The organism is Streptomyces sp. NPDC041108 (genome assembly GCF_055592645.1).
Genome location: NZ_JBVIYK010000011.1, coordinates 4,121 through 21,386 on the forward strand (window position 1 = coordinate 4,121; position 17,266 = coordinate 21,386).

The following is a 17,266-nucleotide window of genomic DNA, read 5'->3' on the forward strand; positions in this document are numbered from 1 at the left end:
CCTGGCGGAGCAACCGGCCCCACGAGGAGCCCCGCCACGCCCACTCCGGCCCCCGGCCCGGGTCAGCGCCTGGTGCGTGACGTGATCGTGAACTGGGCCCCGTCCGGGTCACGCAGCACGGCCTCGTCCGCGTCGTGCGCCAGGATCGTGCCGCCGTGGTGCTCGGCGGCCTCGACGCAGGCCGCCACGTCGGAGACGGAGAAGTGCACCTGCCAGTGCGGGCGGATCGTGGGGTCCGGCGCGGCTTCCAGCGCGCCGGAGGTGATCCGGGCCACCGCCTCGCCCTCGCTGCGCAGGACCACCTCGTTCCCCTCGTAGTGGACCTCGCAGCAGCCGGGCTTCTCGGTGGCCCACTCCAGGACCTCGCCGTAGAAGATCGCGGCGTCGAAGGCGTCGCGGGTGTGCAGCCGGATGAAGGCCGGGGCGGCCTTGCGCCAGGTCTCCCAGTCGGTGAACAGGGCGCCCTCCCAGATCCCGAAGGAGGCACCGTGCCGGTCGGCCAGCAGGGCCGCCCGGCCGGGCGGGAAGGAGAGGGGGCCGACGGCGACCGTGCCGCCGCGCTCCCGGGCCCGGGACGCCGCCGCGTCCGCGTCGGACACCGCGAAGTAGGGGGTCCACGCCACCGCCATCTGCCACAGGGACGCCACCCCGGCGATCCCGGCGACCGGCACCCCGTCCGCCAGCGCGATCCGGAAGTGGTCGCCCAGCTTGGCCGTACGCCATCGCCAGCCCAGTACGGCGGCGTAGAAGTCCTCCGTGGCCGGCAGATCCCGGCTGGTGAGGGTCACCCAGCAGGGAGCCCCGAAGACGGAATGGCTGGAGACGACGTGCTCCGCGCCCCCGAAATTGCTGTCACTGTTCATGGCAGTCGCGTCCTGGTCTCGTCCGCCGGCACACCCCGGCCGCACTCCAGTGTCCAACCGGATCCGGGGCCGGTGCGCGTCGAGTACCCCCGGGTCGGCGTTCCGATGCCGGTGGGCGGCCGATCTTCGGACGACCGTTCGGGTGATGACCAGGGGCTCCGGGCCCTTACCGGGCGCCACGCCGTGCGCATGCGCACGGTGGCGGGTCAAGGGAAGATTCTGCCCATGGCCGACACAACGGAACGTTCCGGGCCCGGACCGGCCGCCGCCGGCTCCGCCGCGCCCCACCCGACCCTGGCTCTCGCGGCGATGATGTTCGCCGTGTCGATGACGTTCATCGACCAGACGATCGTCGCCATCGCCGCCCCCAGCATCGTCGACGAGCTGGGTCTGTCCGCGTCGGGTATGCAATGGGTGGTCAACGCCTATCTGCTCGCCCTGGCCGCGTTCTTCGCGCTCGGCGGCCGGCTCGCCGACATCCTCGGGCACCGCCGGATGGCGGTCGTCGGCACCCTGGTCTTCGTCATCTCCTCCGTGCTCTGCGGCTGCGTCCCCGACGACAGCTTCGCGCTGGGCTGGCTGATCGCCTTCCGGGCCACCCAGGGCCTGGGCGCCGCGCTGATGTTCCCCGCCGCGCTCGCCGTCGTCGTCGCCGTCTTCCCGGTCGACAGACGGGGCCGGGCGCTCGCCCTGTTCTTCGGGCTGTCGGGCGCCCTCACCGCGCTCGGCCCGCTGCTGGGCGGCTGGCTCACCGGCTGGACCTGGCGGGCGATCTTCTGGGTCAACGTGCCCGTCGCGATCGTCGCGCTCGTCCTGACCGCCCTCGCCCGCATCCCGCACCAGGCACGCCGCGAGCGCCTCGACCTGCCCGGCGCCGTACTCGTCGCCCTCGGCATGGGCCTGAGCGTGCTGGGTCTGCAGCAGGCCTCCGCCTGGGGCTGGAGCAGCTTCGCCACCTGGGCCTGCATCATCGGCGGGCTCGCGGCCCTGGTGCTGTTCTGCGCCTACGAACTGCGCGTCGACGAACCGCTCATCAAGCTCCACGTCTTCCGTGACAAGGCGTTCAGCGTCGACGCGGCGGTCCTGTTCTTCTCGATGCTCGCCTTCGTGCCGCTGTTCTTCTTCGCCTCGGTGTACGCACAGGTCTCCCTCAGCGCCTCACCCAACCAGGCCGCGCTGTTCCTGCTGTACTTCTTCATCGGCTTCGCCATCGCCTCCCAGTGGGGCGGCCGGATCCTCGACAAACGCGGCGCCCGTCCCGCGCTGAAACTGGGCACGGCCGTCGGCGCGGTCGGCTTCGCCCTGTGGGCGAACAAACTGACGGACCTCTCGATGCACGACCAGTGGCCCTACGTCGCCCTCGCCGGCGCCGGCATCGGCCTCCTGCTCGCGCCCGCCTCGACCGACGCGGTGAACCGGTCCCTCAACGCCTCGTACGGCGAGGTCACCGGCATCACCCAGACCGTCCGCAACTACGCGGCGGCCGTGGGCCTCGCGGTGTACGGCACGATCCTCACGCACCTCACCACCGACAACGTCGTGGAGACACTGACGTCGAAGGGGGTGCCGGACGACACCGCGCGGGAAGTGGCCCGGGACATCTCCGAGTCGGTCACCGGCAACCCGGACAGCCAGGCGCCGAGCGGCGACGGTCCCGTCGGCACGGTGGTGCGGGACTCGGTGGACGCCATCCGCATGGACTTCGCCGAGGCCAACCAGTGGGTGTTCTACGGGATGGCCATCGCGCTCGGCATCGGCTTCCTGTGCGCGCTGCGGCACCCGGGGACCCGGGTCACCGAGGAGACACCGGCACCGGACCGGCAGCCCCTGCACCACTGAGCCCGGAGCCCGGAGCCCGGAGCCCGGAGCCCGGACGGTCGTGCGGCCCGGGGAACCCGCTCCCGGGCCGTGCCGCGTCCTACGTCGACTCCCGCCGCACCAGTTCCGTCGGGAGGATCACCGCCGCCGGGTCCTCGCCGCCGATCTGGGCCAGCAGCACCCGCACCATCTCGTTGCTGATGCGGTCGTAGGGCTGGCGGATGGTGGTGAGGGCGGGGACCGCCTCGGTCGCGGCCGCCGAGTCGTCGAAGCCGCCCACGGCCACGTCCTCGGGGACCCGGCGGCCCGCCCGGCGCAGCGCCGCCAGGGCGCCCTGAGCCATCAGGTCGGAGGCCACGAACACGGCGTCCATGTCGGGAGCCCGCTCCAGCAGCCGGTCGGTGCCCGCCTCGCCGCTGGCCCGGCTGTAGTCGCCGGAGACGATGAGCCGCTCGTCGATCCCGATGCCCGCCTCCCCGAGGACCTCCTTGTACCCGGCGAGCCGGTCGACGCCGCCGGGGGTGTCCAGCGGCCCGGTCACGACGCCGACGCGGCGGCGGCCCAGCGACAGCAGATGGCGCACCATGTCCCGGGCGCCGTCCCGGTCGTCGGCGGCCACGTAGCTCACCTTGGAGCCGGGTGCCATCGGCTTGCCGCACTGGACCAGGGGGATGCCCGCCTCGCGCAGTTCCTGGGCGACCGGGTTGCCGGAGTGGCTGGACACCAGCAGCACCCCGTCGACGTGGCCGGCCGTGATGTAGCGCGTGATCCGGCGCCGCTCGTCCTCCGTGCCGGCCACCATCAGGAGCAGGGGGATGTCGTGCGCGGCCAGCGCCTGGGTGCAACCGCGCAGCAGCACGTTGAAGTTGGGGTCCTCGAACAGCTTCTCCTGCGGTTCCGTCAGCAGGAAGCCGATCGAGTCGGAGCGGCCCGTGATCAGCGAGCGGGCGTGCCGGTTCACGACATAACCCGTCTTCCGGATCGCGGCGTTGACCGCCTCGGCGGCGGTCGGGCTGACGTAGTGACCACCGTTGAGCACACGCGAGACCGTCCCCCGGGACACTCCCGCCTCGCGCGCCACATCGTGAATGGTCGGCGCCCTGCGCCTGCCCCCGGTGTTGCTCATGGTCATGACTTTACGGCTCCCGAGAGCAGATCGAGGCTCCAGAAGCGCTGCACGACCAGGAAGAGCGCGATCAGCGGGATCACCGCGAGGAGGGCGCCCGTGATCACCAGGGTGTAGAGCGCCGGGGTGTTCGCGCCCTGTTCGAGGAGGGTGAACAGGCCCAGGGTGATCGGGAACTTCTCGTCGTCGCTGAGCATGATGTACGGCAGCAGGAAGTTGTTCCAGACGGCCACGAACTGGAACAGGAAGACCGTCACCAGGCCCGGCACCATCATCGGCAGCGCGACCCGGGTGAAGATCCGCCACTCGCTCGCCCCGTCCATCCGGCCCGCCTCGACCACGTCGGAGGGGACGGCCGCGGCGGCGTAGATCCGGGACAGGTACACGCCGTACGGGGAGAGGACCAGCGGCAGCAGCACCGACCAGTAGCTGTCCGCGAGGTCCGCCTTCGCCATCAGCAGGTACTGCGGGATCGCCAGGATGACCGGCGGCATCAGCACGCCCGCCATCAGGACGTTGAAGACGGCCTCGCGGCCCCGGAAGCGGTAGATCGCCAGCGCGTAGCCGCTGATCGCCGAGACGGCGGTGGACAGCAGGGCGCCGAGGCCGGCGTAGAGGGCGGAGTTGCCCATCCACTGCCAGTAGATGCCGTCGCGGTAGGCGTTCAGGTCGGACAGGTTGTCGGCGAAGCCGGTGCCCGGCAGGAAGGTGAAGGTGGAGAACAGCTCGCTGCCCGACTTGGTGGCCGCGATCAGCACCCAGGCGACGGGCAGCAGACAGTAGACCGCGCCCAGCAGCAGGGTGAGCGTCGGGACGAGCGCGATCCGGCGGCGCAGCGGCGGACCCTGGGCGGTGCCGGGGGTGGTCCCGGCCGCCGGGGCGGCCTTGCGGACGGCAAGAGAACTCATCGTACGGCTCCTCGACTGTCGTCCCGCTTGTTCCGTGAGTTCGCGGCCCTGAGGAAGCCGAAGGAGAGGACCAGCGTGGCCACGGCGATGATCACCGCGCCGGCGGCGGCCGAGTGGATGTCGCCCTCGCCGAACGCGTCCCGGTGCACCTTCATCAGCGGACTCCACGTCGTGGACACGGAGTTGGTCAGCGGCTTGAGGGTGGTGGGCTCGCTGAACACCTGGAGCGTGGCGATGATCGAGAAGAAGAAGGTGAGCACCAGCGAGGGCGCCACCATCGGGATCTTGATCCGCAGGGCGATCTGCAGCGGGCTCGCGCCGTCGAGCTTCGCCGCCTCGTACACCTCGGCCGGGATCGCCTGCAGCGAGGTGTAGATGACGATCATGTTGAATCCGGTGCCGCCCCAGATCGCGATGTTCGACAGCGCCGCGTACAGACCGCCGCCGTCGAGCAGGTCCGGCCGGGGGAGTCCCAGCTTCTCCAGCACGAAGTAGAAGGGGCTGACGTCCGGGAGGTAGAGGAAGCCCCAGAGCAGGGCGGCCACGACGCCAGGGACGGCGTACGGCAGGAAGATCGCCAGCCGGGTGAAGGGGGCGAGGCGGACCTTGTCGCTGTCCAGCATCAGGGCGAGGACCAGCGCCAGGCCGAGCATGACCGGGACCACGATCGCGCCGTAGCCGAGGACACGCAGCGCGCCGTCCAGCAGCTCGGAGTCGGTCAGCGCGTCCGTGTAGTTCTCGATGCCCGCCCAGACCTCGCTGCGCGCGCCGGAGCCGAGGCCCAGGCCCTTGACCTGCACCTTGTGCAGACTGAGCCAGAGCGCGTAGCCGATCGGGAGCGCGAAGAACAGGGCGAACAGGACCGTCGCGGGGAGGAGGAAGACATAGGGGGCGCTTCGCGCTCGTTCGAGGGTGGTGGGAGACGGGTGGGGGTACGGGGCCCCCTCGACCCCGTACGCCCTCCGGCGTGCGGTCGTCACCGAGCGACCTCGAAGCCCTGCTTCTTCATGTCGGCGACCGTGTCGTCCTGCATCGTCTTCAGGGCGGCGCCGAAGTCCGCCTTGTTCTTCGCGGCGGCGCCGAACGCGTCCTTGAAGCTGGTGTACGCGACGTTCACGTTCGGGCCCCACGCGGAGGGCGCGGTCGTCTTCGCGATCTCGGAGGCGACGTCGTAGAAGTCGGCCTGGTTGGAGAAGAAGGCCGGCGGCTGGGCGAACGCGTCACTGGTCTGGGCGGTGGTGGCGGCCGGGTAGATGCCGCCCTCCTTCGCCAGTGCGGTCAGCGCGTCGGGGTCCGTGTTCAGCCAGGTGGCGAACTTCGCGGCGGCACCCTTGTTCTTCGAGTCCGTGGTGACGGCCGTCGAGGAGCCGCCCCAGCTGCCGGTGGTGTTCTCGGACGACGACCACTGCGGCAGCGGCGCCACCTTCCACTTGCCCTGGGTGTCGGGCGCGGCGGTGGTCAGGGTGCCCGGCGCCCACACGGCGCTGACCCAGGCGATCTGCTTGCCGGTGTTGAGGGCCTTGTTCCAGGCCGGGGTGTACATCGGCTGGTTGTCGACGGCGCCCTCCTTCACGAGGCCGCCCCAGAAGTCGGCGACCCGCTGGGTGGCAGCGTCGTCGATGCCGACCTTCCACTTCTGGCCCTCGGTGGTCCACCACTCGGCGCCCGCCTGCTGGGCGAGACCGGCGAAGAGCCCGGAGTCGTTCGCGGAGAAGGTGGTGAGGTCGACGTCCGCGTCCTCCTTCTTCAACTTCCGCGCGGTCTCGGCGAACTCGTCCCAGGTCTTGGGGACTTCGAGGCCGTACTTCTCGAAGAGGTCCTCGCGGTAGTAGAACATCATCGGCCCGATGTCCTGCGGGATCGCGTAGACGGCGTCCGAGCCCAGTGTGGTCTGCTGCCAGACACCGTCCGCGAACGTGTCCTTCGCGTCCCCGGCCTCCTCGGCTATGTCGGCGACCGCGTCATTGCTGACCAGCGTCGGCAGCGCCTGGTACTCGGCCTGCACCAGGTCGGGGCCCTTGCCCGCCTTGTGCGCGGTGAGGATCTTGGTGACCAGGGTGTCGCCGGAGGCCTGCTTCTTCACCGTGACGGTGATCTGCTGCTCCTTGCCGGGACCCTTGTTCCACAGGTCGACGACCTTGTCCATGCCCGGCGTCCAGGTCCAGTACGTCAGCTTCGCGGGCCCCGCCTGGGCCTCGCTGTCGTCGGACCCGCCACAGGCGGCGAGTGTGGTGGCGCCGAGCGTGACGGCGACGGCGGTGGCCACAAAGCGCCCGTGCTTCGTGATGTTGGGCATGGATCTTTCTCCCCTGAGCTGGGTCCTCGGCTGTTGCGAAGACCGTGCCATGCTTCTGTGAGCGTTCACAGTAGAGAAACATCCCGGACACTTGTCAATGGTTGTTGCTGTGCGGTTATGTTGGGCTCACACCGCTGTGCATGTGTGTGCACGTTCCCAAATGATCAACTCAACGGGAGAGATCCATGCCGGAGACCACCCCCACGGGCCTCACCGGGCTCGCGTTCGGTGGGGACTACAACCCCGAGCAGTGGCCGGAAACCGTCTGGCAGGAGGACGTCCGGCTGATGCGCGAGGCCGGCGTCACGATGGTGAGCGTCGGGATCTTCTCCTGGGCCCTGCTGGAGACCGAGCGCGGGGTGTACGACTTCGCCTGGCTCGACCGTCTGCTCGACCTCCTCCACGACAACGGCATCCGCGCCGACCTCGGCACCCCCACCGTCGTCCCGCCCGTCTGGTTCTACCGCGAGCACCCCGAGGCGCTGCCCGTGACCGCCGACGGCACCCGCTACGAGTTCGGCTCCAGGGGCGCCATCTGCCACAGCAACGCCGACTACCGCGCCGCCGCCGCGACCATCACCACCAGGCTCGCCGAGCGCTACGCCGGCCACCCGGCCCTCGCCCTGTGGCACGTGCACAACGAGTACGGCGTCCCCGTCTCCGCCTGCTACTGCGACTCCTGCGCCGCGCACTTCCGCCGCTGGCTGGAGCGCGTGTACGGCGACGTCGAGGCGGTCAACGAAGCCTGGGGCACGGCCTTCTGGGGCCAGCGCTACACCGACTTCGCGCAGATCAACCCGCCGCGCACGACCCCCACCGTCGGCAACCCGGGCCAGGCACTCGACTACAAGCGGTTCGCCGACGAGACCGTCCGTGAGAACTTCGTCGCCGAGCGGGACATCCTGCACCGCCTCGCCCCCGGCATCCCCGTCACCACCAACTTCATGACCGCGCTCAGCCAGTGCGACTCCTTGGACTACTGGGCCTGGGGCCGCGAGGTCGACCTCGTCACCAACGACCACTACCTGATCACCGACGGCCGCCGCACCCACGTCAACCTCGCGATGGCCGCCGACCTGACCCGCTCGGTCGGCGGCGGCGCCCCCTGGCTGCTCCTGGAGCACTCCACCTCGGGCGTCAACTGGCAGGCCCGCAACCCCGCCAAGGCCCCCGGCCAGATGGCCCGCAACTCACTCGCCCATGTGGCGCGCGGCTCCGACGGCGCCATGTTCTTCCAGTGGCGGCAGTCCCGGCGCGGCGCCGAGAAGTTCCACTCGGCGATGCTGCCGCAGGCCGGCACCGAGTCCAGGGTCTGGCGCGAGGTCGTCGAACTGGGCGCCTGCCTCGACTCGCTGAGCCAGATCCGCGGCACCCGGACCGTCGCCGACGTGGCCGTCCTGTGGGACTGGCACTCCTGGTGGGCGCAGAACCTCGCCTGGCGGCCCAGCGAGGACCACGACGCCCGCGAGCGCGCCGACGCCTTCTACGCGGCCCTCTACGACCGCCACCTCACGGTCGACTTCGCCCGTCCGGAAGCCGACCTGTCGGCCTACCCCCTGGTCGTCGTTCCCGCGCTGTACCTGACGACCGAAGCGGCCGGGAACAACCTCAAGGAGTACGTCGAGAACGGCGGCACCCTCGTCGTCTCCTGCTTCTCGGGAATCGTCGACGAGCACGACGCAGTCCACGAGGGCCCCTACCCCGGCGCCCTGCGGGACGTGCTCGGCCTGACCGTCGAGGAGTTCTCGCCGCTGCAGGCCGGGGAGAGCGTACGGATCACCGGCCCCGACGGCTCCGAGCTGACCGGCGACGTGTGGACGGAGTTCGTGGTGCCGCGCGGCGCCGACCCGGTGTGGACCTATGCCGACGGCCTCACCGCAGGCCGGCCCGCCGTCACCCGGCACCGGCTCGGCGAGGGCTCCGCCTGGTACGTGTCGACCCGCCTCGACGCGCACGGCCTGGACGCGCTCCTCGGCTGGGCCGCCGACGACGCGGGCCTCGCGCCCCGTGGCGACCTGCCGCGCGACGTCGAAGTGGTGCGCCGCGCGGGCGAGTCGGGCGACTACCTCTTCGCGATCAACCACTCCGCGGCCGACACGAAGGTGCCGCTCGACACCGACGGCACCGAACTCCTCACCGGCGAACGCGCGGCGGGCCGTCTCGTCGTCCCCGCGGGCGGCGTCCGGGTCGTACGCCTCGACGTCTGATCACCGCGTACGAACCGAAACCCGCCACCTCCCCCCGAACACCGGCCGGATCTCTGGGGACTTCCGGCCGGTACCGGCGGCGTCGCGCCCACGGCCTTCGGGTGCGGCGCCGCCACAGCACCGTGCAACCAGGTCCCCACCTTCGTCGAAGGGACGACGATGTTCCACGCGAGACGCGCCCTCAGGGCCCTGCTCATACCGCTGTTCGCAGGTCTGGCGCTGACCACCCTGCCCGCCGGCCCGGCAGCCGCTGCCTCCACCCTCACCAACGGGGGCTTCGAGTCCGACGGCACCGGGACCGCGACGCCGGCCGGCTGGTCGACGTACTCGGCGGCCGGGCAGAACTCCGCCTCCTTCACCGAGTCCGGTGGCCACGGCGGCAGTCACCGCCTCAGCCACTGGTCGGCCTCGGCCTACAAGGTGGAGACCTATCAGTACCTGTCCGGCCTGGCCAACGGCACCTACAAGCTCACCGCCTGGGTGCGTTCCGGCGGCGGCCAGAACTCCGCGTACCTCGCGCTGAAGAACTGCGGCAGCGCCGAACAGCGCACCGACATCCCGGTCTCCGCCGGCGGCTGGATCCGGATCGTCACGTCGATCGCGGTGATGAACAACCAGTGCACCATCAGCGTCAACTCCGATGCGAACGCGGGCAACTGGCTCAACGTCGACGACCTGACCTTCACGTCCGGTTCGACCGGCCTGGCCGTGAAGGGCTCGGACGTGTCCTCCCTCGTCAAGAGCGAGGCCAAGGGCGGCGTCTACAAGAACGCCTCCGGTACCACCGGTGACGCGCTCGCCATCCTGAAGAGCGCCGGTCAGAACTACGCCCGCGTCAAGGTCTGGGTGAACCCGGCCGACGGCTACAACAACAAGGCGCGTGTGCTGGCCGCCGCCAAGCGCGTCAAGGCGCAGGGCATGAAGCTGCTGGTCGACTTCCACTACTCGGACACCTGGGCCGACCCGGGCGCCCAGACCGTGCCGTCCGCGTGGACCGGGCACAGCTACAGCCGGTTGAAGACGGACGTCTACAACCACACCCACGACGTCCTCGACGCCCTGAAGTCCCAGGGCACCACCGCCGACATGGTCCAGGTCGGCAACGAGATCAACGGCGGCATGCTCTGGTCCGCCGGTTCCACCTCCAACTGGCCGCAGCTCGCCGGACTGCTCAACTCCGGCTACGACGCGGTCAAGGCGGTCAACTCCGGCACCCGGGTGGCGCTGCACCTCGCCAAGGGCGGCGACCTGTCGGGCACCCGCTGGTGGTTCGACAACGCCGTGTCCAACGGCGTCAAGTTCGACGTCATCGGGCTGTCGTACTACGGCTACTGGCACGGCACGCTGGCGGACTTCCAGACCACGCTGGACGACGCGGCCTCCCGGTACGGCAAGCCGGTGTACCTGGCCGAGACGGCCTACCCGTTCCGGCTGGACAGCAAGGACGCGCACGAGAACATCATCGACCTGCCGAGCGAGCTGGTCGCCGGCTACCCGGCCACGACCGCCGGCCAGACCCGGTGGATGAAGGACGTCGCGAGCATCGTCGAGGCCGTCCCGAACGGCCGTGGTCTCGGCATCTTCTACTGGGAGTCGACGTGGACCGCCGTCGCGGGCAACGGATGGGACCCGACGGACGCCGCCTCCGGGAACGGGTGGGAGAACCAGGCCCTGTTCGGGTACGACGACAGGGCCCTCCCGGCGATGGCCTGGTTCGGTCACCGGTAGGGGACGGCCGCTGAGTCAGGGCCGCACGTCCCGGCGTGCGGCCCTTCGGGCGTTCAGCCGCCTGCCGTACGCAGGAAGTCGTGCAGCGAGCCGGTCAGGGCGGTCACGAAGGCGTCCCGCACCGGCTCCGGCACGCGGTCCAGGGAGAGATACGGGTTGAGATCCTCCAGCTCGACCAGGAGCAGGTCGCCCTCCCGGGTCCGGCAGGCGTCCACCCGCTGGATGCCGTGGCCGAGGGTGTTCCAGTCGACGAAGCGCCGCGCGAAGGCGAGGTCGGCCGCCGAGGCCGCGTAGGGCTCCAGGACCCAGCGCCGGTCGGGGTCGGGAGCGTACAGGGCGTACTGGAAGGTGTCGTCGACGTAGTAGAAGGAGACCTCGTACCGGAAGTCGACGCGGGGCTGGACCAGGTCGTCGCCCCAGGTCAGGTCCGCCAGTTCGGCACCGGTCACGAAGCGCAGGCCGATCGAGTCCGCGCCCGCCCTCGGCTTCACCGCGTAGGCGTCGGTCTCGGGCAGCCGTCCCACGTCCTCGGCCCTGTCGACGGTGGGGATGACCGGGTACCCGGCCTCGGTCAGGTCCAGCAGGTACTGCTTGCCGGCCATGTCGGCCCGGCCGGTCAGCGGGTTGTGGACGGGGGTGCCGAGCGCTTTCGCCCGCGTGCGGAACGCGTCGTACGCCTCCCGGTGGTGCAGGACCGGCCCGCTGTTGCGGACCACGACCGCCTCGAAGCCGTCCAGCAGGGCCGCGGCGTCCAGCGGATGGCACAGGGCGAGGTCGAAGTCGGCGCGCAGCCGGGAGGTGAGGAAGACGTCCTCGTCGCCGTAGCGCCGCCCGCGGGCCGGATACGCGAGGTCGGTGACGTACAGCAGGCGGGGGCGGGCGGGCACGGCGGTCTCCCTGGTCGGTGACGGCCAACCTAACCCGAGGTCATGTGGTGCGGCCCGGCCGGCTGCCAGGATGGACCGGCGCGGGCAGCGGGCGGACGACCGGGAGGCTGACATGACAGGCGTGGCGGGCAGGACGGGCTCAGGGGGCGCCACACTCGTGGCGGCGGCGTTCGTGGGGATCGGCGGGCGCGGACCCGAGGACGTGATCGCCGACGAGCGCGGAGGAGTGCTGACCGGTGTCGAGGACGGGCGCGTCCTGCGGGTGGACGGGCTCGCGGAGCCGGGGCGGGCGCGGGTCGAGACGGTCGCCGACACCGGTGGCAGGCCGCTCGGCCTCGAACTCCTCCCGGACGGCGACCTGTTGGTGTGCGACGCCGAGCGGGGACTGCTGCGGGTCACCGCCGGTGACGGCAGGGTCCGCGTGCTCGCCGACGAGGCGGGCGGCGAGCGGCTGCGGTTCTGCAGCAACGTCGTGGCGCTCGCCGACGGGACCGTGTACTTCACCGTCTCCAGCCGCCGGTACCCCCTCCACCACTGGATCGGCGACATCGTCGAACACACCGGGACCGGGCGGCTGCTGCGTCTGGCGCCCGGGGAGTCGACGCCCGAAGTGGTGCTGGAGGGGCTCCAGTTCGCCAACGGTCTCGCGGCCTGCGACGACGAGTCCTTCCTGGTCGTCGCGGAGACGGGCGCCCGCCGGCTGACGCGCGTCCACCTCACCGGGGGCCGGGCGGGCACGAGCGAGCCCTTCGCCGAGGACCTGCCGGGTACGCCGGACAACATGTGGCGCGGCCCCGACGGGCTGATGTGGGTGGCGTTGGCGGGACCGCGCGTCGGCGCCCTCGACCGGCTGCACCGCGCGAGCCCCGCCGTGCGGCGGGCGGCGGGCCGGGTCGCGGTACGGGCGCCGTTCCGGCCCCTCGGCTTCGCGGGGGTCGTCGCCGTCGACGACCGGGGACATGTCGCCCACACCCTCATCGACCGCCGGTCCCGCTTCCGCATGGTCACCGCTGCCTGCGTGGCCGGTGGCCGGCTGATCCTCGGGAGCCTGTGGGAGCGAGGCGTCGCGGTGTGCGAGCTGCCGCCGAAGACGGTGTGACGGCACGGCCCTGGGGCAGACGCCGTGGGCCCGGGGGTGCGCCCCGGGCACCGGCGGGGTGCGCGGCGGAGCACGGCCGCGTTACGCTGGCGACCGGCCGCGATCCCTCGCGGCGCGGCGGTGGGGCCCGCCGTACCCGAACCTCGGCACCGGTGCCGACAACGGTCCCTGCTTGCGACGGAGCGCGCCCGGCGGACGCCGGGCCCCGGCGAGTAGGAGAGACGCACCGCCATGCCGGCCCCCCACCCCGAACCCGAAGCCCCTCTGCCGGGCGGGACCGAACCCGCGCTGTCCCCCGACGCCCCCGTGGCCGATCCGCCCCGGCCCGCCCGCTGGCACGGGCAGGCACCCGTGGTCGCGGTCGTGGCGGCCGGCGGCGGCATCGGCGCCACGGCACGCTACGGCGCCTCCCTCCTGTGGCCCACGGGAGGGACCGGCTTCCCCTGGACCACGTTCTGGGTGAACGTCGCCGGCTGCTTCGTGATCGGCCTCTTCATGGTCGTCATCACGGAGGGACGGCCCGCCCACCGGCTGGTCCGGCCCTTCTTCGGCACGGGAGTCCTCGGCGGCTTCACCACCTTCTCGACGTACGCCGTCGACATCCAGCGCCTGATGGAGGAGGGCCGGCCCGGCACCGCCCTCGTCTACCTCGCCGCGACCCTCCTCGCCGCCCTCACGGCGGTCTGGCTCGCGGCGACGACGGCGCGGCGCGTGCTGCGGACCGCCCCCCTGCATGAGGAAGGTAAGAGGTCGTCGTGAACTGGGTTCTCGTCATCGTCGGCGGAATGGTCGGCGCACCCCTGCGCTATCTCACCGACCGTGCCGTCCAGGCGTGGCACGCCACCGGCTTCCCCTGGGGGACGTTCGCCGTCAACGTCACCGGGTCCCTGGTCCTCGGCACCCTCACCGGCGCCGTCGCGGCCGGCGCCGCCGGCTCCCACCTGCAGCTTCTGCTCGGCACCGGACTGTGCGGGGCGCTCACCACGTACTCGACCTTCTCGTACGAGACCCTGCGGCTGGCTCAGGACGGCGCCCGTCCGCTCGCCGTGGCCAACGTGGTCGCGAGCGTGGCGGCGGGCCTCGGCGCGGTCTTCGTGGGGCTGGCGGTGGCACGGGCCCTCTGGCTCTGAGCGCGGCCCTTACCCGGCTGTAGTACGACTGCCTCCCCGGCGCGATCACGGTCGCCGTGAGCCGTGGCCGGTCACACCTCAGCCATGCGCCCGTCAGACATGCCCTCGCCGAGCAGAACTGGACCCCATGAGCACCATCAGTGTCGGTCAGGCCGTCGTCCTCGGAGCGGTGGAGGGCGTGACGGAGTTCCTGCCGGTGTCCTCCACCGGCCATCTGAAGATCACCGAAGGGCTCATGGGGATCCAGGTCGACGACAAGGCCGTCGTCGGGTTCTCGGCGGTGATCCAGGTCGGCGCGATCGCCGCGGTGCTCGTCTACTTCCGCAAGGACATCGCACGGATCGCTTCCGCCTGGTTCCGGGGGATCCTGCACGCGGGGGAGCGGCAGGACCGTGACTACCGGTTCGCGTGGTGGGTCATCGCCGCGACGGTCCCGATCGTGCTCGTGGGGCTCGCCGCCCGGTCGCTCATCGAGGGGCCGCTCGCCTCGCTGTGGGTGGTGGCCGGTTCCCTGATCGTCGGCAGCGGTGTGATGTGGGTCGCGGAACAGGTGGGCAGGCGCCGGCGCGCGGAGGAGGACACCCGGTTCCGGGACGCGATGCTCGTCGGCGGTTCGCAGATCCTCGCTTTGCTCTTCCCCGGCTTCTCCCGCTCCGGCGCCACCATGTCCACCGCGCTGCTGCTCGACCTCGACCGGGTCGCGGCCACCCGGCTCTCGTTCTTCCTCGGCATACCGGCCCTGACCGGCGCCGGGCTCTACGAGTTGAAGGACGCGCTCGGCGCGGGGGTGGGCGCGGCCCCGCTGATCGCCGGGACCGTCGTCTCGTTCGCGGTCGCGTACGCCTCCGTCGCCTGGCTGCTGAAGTTCGTGACCCGGCATTCCTTCAACGTGTTCGTCGCCTACCGGATCGTCGTCGGGGTGCTCCTCTTCGGGCTGCTCGGCGCGGGCGGGCTGAGCTGACCAGCTCGAAGATCGAATCCCTGACCTCTTGACAGCCCCCTCCCGTCACCCGCAGGATCACCCCCGTGAACCTGTCAGACAGCCAGACAGGTGGCTCGGCACCCCGGCGCGTCAGCGCCATGGAAGCGGTGCTCACCCACCTCCGCGACGCCATCGAGCGCGGCAAGTACGCCATCGGGGACAAGCTCCCCTCGGAGGCGGAGCTGTGCCGGCAGCTCGAAGTGAGCCGTCCGGTGCTCCGCGAGGCGCTCCGCGCGCTCCAGGTGATGGGTCTGACCCAGTCCCGCACCGGCAAGGGCACCTTCGTGATCGCGAACGCCGTCGAGGACCCCACCTTCGGCGACTTCACGGCCAGCGACCTGCTGGAGGTACGCCGTCACGTGGAGATCCCGGTCGCCGGGTACGCGGCGGTGCGCCGCACCCCGGAGAACCTGGACCACCTGGCGCATCTGCTGGACCGGATGGAGCGGGAGACCGACACCACCGCCTGGGTCGCGATGGACTCCCTCTTCCACCTGGCCGTGGCCGAGGCCGCCCAGAACCCGGTGTTCCGCCGGGTGATCGAGGAGATCCGGGACGCGCTGGCCCGCCAGTCGGCCTTCCTCAACGAGCTGGGCGGGCGGCGCGAGCAGTCCAACCGTGAACACCGGGCCATCGTCGAGGCGCTGATCGACGGTTCCGAACACGACGCGGTGGAGGCCATGTCCCACCACCTCGACCGCGTCGAGACCACCCTCACCGACATCGTGCGTTCCCCGCGCACGGAGAGTTCCACGGAAGGCGGACCCGAGGCGTGAGCGAGCAGTCCCTCGAAAAGGACGACGTGAAGGCCGGGCAGTCGCCGGCGCACGTCGACGCCGGAGACGCCGGCTACAGCAAGTCCCTGAAGTCCCGCCACGTCAACATGATCGCCATCGGCGGAGCGATCGGCACCGGCCTGTTCCTCGGCGCCGGCGGCCGGCTCGCCGACGCCGGGCCGTCCCTCTTCATCGCCTACGCGGTCTGCGGGGTCTTCGCCTTCCTCGTCGTCCGCGCCCTCGGCGAACTGGTCCTGTACCGGCCCTCCTCCGGCGCCTTCGTGTCCTACGCCCGGGAGTTCCTCGGCGAGAAGGGCGCGTACACGGCAGGCTGGATGTACTTCCTGAACTGGGCCACCACCGGTATCGCCGACATCACCGCGGTCGCCCTCTACACCCACTACTGGGGCATGTTCTCCGACATCCCCCAGTGGGTGATCGCGCTCGTCGCCCTCGGAGTCGTCCTCGCCGTGAACCTGATCTCGGTGAAGATGTTCGGCGAACTGGAGTTCTGGTTCGCGATCATCAAGGTCGGCGCGCTCGTCACCTTCATGCTGATAGGCATCTTCCTGCTGGTGACCCAGCAGCCCGTCGACGGCCACACCCCCGGCCCGTCCCTGATCACCGACAACGGCGGCATCTTCCCCAACGGCCTGCTGCCCATGCTGCTGATCATCCAGGGTGTCGTCTTCGCCTACGCCTCCGTCGAACTGGTCGGCGTCGCCGCGGGCGAGACCGAGAACCCCGAGAAGATCATGCCGAAGGCGATCAACTCGATCATGTGGCGCGTCGGCCTGTTCTACGTCGGCTCCGTCCTGCTGCTGGCGATGCTGCTGCCCTGGTCCTCGTACAAGGCCGGCGAGAGCCCCTTCGTCACGGTGCTCTCCAACATCGGCGTCCCCGCGGCCGGCGGCATCATGAACCTGGTCGTGATGACCGCGGCCATGTCCTCGCTCAACTCGGGCCTGTACTCCACCGGCCGCATCCTGCGCTCGATGGCGATGGCGGGCTCCGCCCCGAAGTTCACCGGCGTGATGAGCCGCAACCAGGTCCCCTACGGCGGCATCCTGCTCACCAGCGGTATCTGTGTGCTCGGTGTCGGACTGAACTTCGTGGTCCCGGCCGACGCGTTCGAGATCGTGCTCAACTTCGCCGCGATCGGCATCATCTGCACCTGGGGCATGATCATGATCTGTCACCTGGTGTTCTGGCAGAAGACCGAGAAGGGCGAGCTGACCCGGCCGAGCTACCGGCTGCCGGGCTCCCCCTGGACCGAACTGGTGACCCTGTTCTTCCTGGCGTCGGTCCTCGTCCTGATGTACGCGGACGGCGGCGCGGGCCGGACGACCGTGCTGTGCCTCCCCCTCATCGTGTTGGCGCTGATCGCGGGGTGGTTCGGCGTCCGTCGCCGGGTCGCCCAGCAGTCGGCCGGAGTGAAGAAGTGAT

The 17,266-nt window shown here is 71.0% G+C and carries 15 protein-coding genes; 9 read left to right on the forward strand and 6 right to left on the reverse strand.

What is annotated here, in order from left to right:
• Nucleotides 1-62: 62 nt before the first annotated feature.
• Complete coding sequence (locus tag ACZ6BB_RS27830) at nt 63-863, reverse strand: VOC family protein (protein WP_471617881.1); 801 nt, start codon at nt 861-863, stop codon at nt 63-65.
• Between the two features lie 225 nt (nt 864-1,088).
• On the opposite strand from ACZ6BB_RS27830, the gene ACZ6BB_RS27835 reads away from it, so the two are divergent.
• On the forward strand, nt 1,089-2,702 hold the full coding sequence (locus ACZ6BB_RS27835; protein WP_471617882.1) for an MFS transporter: 1,614 nt from the start codon (nt 1,089-1,091) through the stop codon (nt 2,700-2,702).
• Between the two features lie 79 nt (nt 2,703-2,781).
• Here the strand turns inward: ACZ6BB_RS27835 and ACZ6BB_RS27840 are convergent, their stop codons facing one another.
• From ACZ6BB_RS27840 to ACZ6BB_RS27855, 4 genes are read right to left on the reverse strand one after another with little or no spacing between them, the layout of a single operon-like run.
• Nucleotides 2,782-3,813: a LacI family DNA-binding transcriptional regulator gene (locus tag ACZ6BB_RS27840; RefSeq protein ID WP_471617883.1), complete on the reverse strand. Its 1,032-nt coding sequence runs from the start codon at nt 3,811-3,813 to the stop codon at nt 2,782-2,784.
• Nucleotides 3,810-4,715, reverse strand: coding sequence for a carbohydrate ABC transporter permease (locus tag ACZ6BB_RS27845; protein ID WP_471617884.1), 906 nt, complete (start codon nt 4,713-4,715; stop codon nt 3,810-3,812). Before ACZ6BB_RS27845 ends, ACZ6BB_RS27840 begins: the two co-directional genes overlap by 4 nt.
• Nucleotides 4,712-5,695, reverse strand: a complete 984-nt coding sequence (locus ACZ6BB_RS27850) for a carbohydrate ABC transporter permease (protein ID WP_471617885.1) — start codon at nt 5,693-5,695, stop codon at nt 4,712-4,714. The genes ACZ6BB_RS27845 and ACZ6BB_RS27850 overlap by 4 nt, the downstream gene beginning before the upstream one ends.
• Nucleotides 5,692-7,011, reverse strand: a complete 1,320-nt coding sequence (locus tag ACZ6BB_RS27855) for an extracellular solute-binding protein (protein WP_471617886.1) — start codon at nt 7,009-7,011, stop codon at nt 5,692-5,694. Before ACZ6BB_RS27855 ends, ACZ6BB_RS27850 begins: the two co-directional genes overlap by 4 nt.
• A gap of 185 nt (nt 7,012-7,196) precedes the next feature.
• Between ACZ6BB_RS27855 and ACZ6BB_RS27860 the strand changes: the two genes are divergently transcribed.
• Both ACZ6BB_RS27860 and ACZ6BB_RS27865 read left to right on the forward strand, forming a co-directional pair.
• A complete protein-coding gene (locus ACZ6BB_RS27860; protein ID WP_471617887.1) occupies nt 7,197-9,218 on the forward strand; it encodes a beta-galactosidase in 2,022 nt (673 codons plus the stop codon).
• Nucleotides 9,219-9,377: 159 nt separating this feature from the next.
• Nucleotides 9,378-10,946: a glycoside hydrolase family 53 protein gene (locus ACZ6BB_RS27865; protein WP_471617888.1), complete on the forward strand. Its 1,569-nt coding sequence runs from the start codon at nt 9,378-9,380 to the stop codon at nt 10,944-10,946.
• 53 nt (nt 10,947-10,999) lie between these two features.
• On the opposite strand, the gene ACZ6BB_RS27870 is transcribed toward ACZ6BB_RS27865, so the two are convergent.
• On the reverse strand, nt 11,000-11,833 hold the full coding sequence (locus ACZ6BB_RS27870) for an ATP-grasp domain-containing protein (RefSeq protein WP_471617889.1): 834 nt from the start codon (nt 11,831-11,833) through the stop codon (nt 11,000-11,002).
• A 112-nt stretch (nt 11,834-11,945) separates the two neighbouring features.
• On the opposite strand from ACZ6BB_RS27870, the gene ACZ6BB_RS27875 reads away from it, so the two are divergent.
• The 6 genes from ACZ6BB_RS27875 (at nt 11,946) to ACZ6BB_RS27900 (ending at nt 17,265) form a co-directional block, all read left to right on the forward strand.
• On the forward strand, nt 11,946-12,932 hold the full coding sequence (locus ACZ6BB_RS27875) for an SMP-30/gluconolactonase/LRE family protein (RefSeq protein ID WP_471617890.1): 987 nt from the start codon (nt 11,946-11,948) through the stop codon (nt 12,930-12,932).
• Nucleotides 12,933-13,163: 231 nt separating this feature from the next.
• On the forward strand, nt 13,164-13,691 hold the full coding sequence (gene crcB / locus ACZ6BB_RS27880; protein ID WP_471617891.1) for a fluoride efflux transporter CrcB: 528 nt from the start codon (nt 13,164-13,166) through the stop codon (nt 13,689-13,691).
• Nucleotides 13,688-14,062: a fluoride efflux transporter CrcB gene (gene crcB / locus ACZ6BB_RS27885; RefSeq protein ID WP_471617892.1), complete on the forward strand. Its 375-nt coding sequence runs from the start codon at nt 13,688-13,690 to the stop codon at nt 14,060-14,062. The genes crcB (ACZ6BB_RS27880) and crcB (ACZ6BB_RS27885) overlap by 4 nt, the downstream gene beginning before the upstream one ends.
• Nucleotides 14,063-14,189: 127 nt before the next feature.
• On the forward strand, nt 14,190-15,023 hold the full coding sequence (locus ACZ6BB_RS27890; protein WP_471617893.1) for an undecaprenyl-diphosphate phosphatase: 834 nt from the start codon (nt 14,190-14,192) through the stop codon (nt 15,021-15,023).
• A 65-nt stretch (nt 15,024-15,088) separates the two neighbouring features.
• Nucleotides 15,089-15,820, forward strand: a complete 732-nt coding sequence (locus ACZ6BB_RS27895) for a FadR/GntR family transcriptional regulator (RefSeq protein WP_078580266.1) — start codon at nt 15,089-15,091, stop codon at nt 15,818-15,820.
• Entirely contained in the window at nt 15,817-17,265 is a 1,449-nt protein-coding gene (locus ACZ6BB_RS27900; protein WP_471617894.1) for an amino acid permease, read from the forward strand. Before ACZ6BB_RS27895 ends, ACZ6BB_RS27900 begins: the two co-directional genes overlap by 4 nt.
• The last annotated feature ends 1 nt before the right edge of the window (nt 17,266 follow it).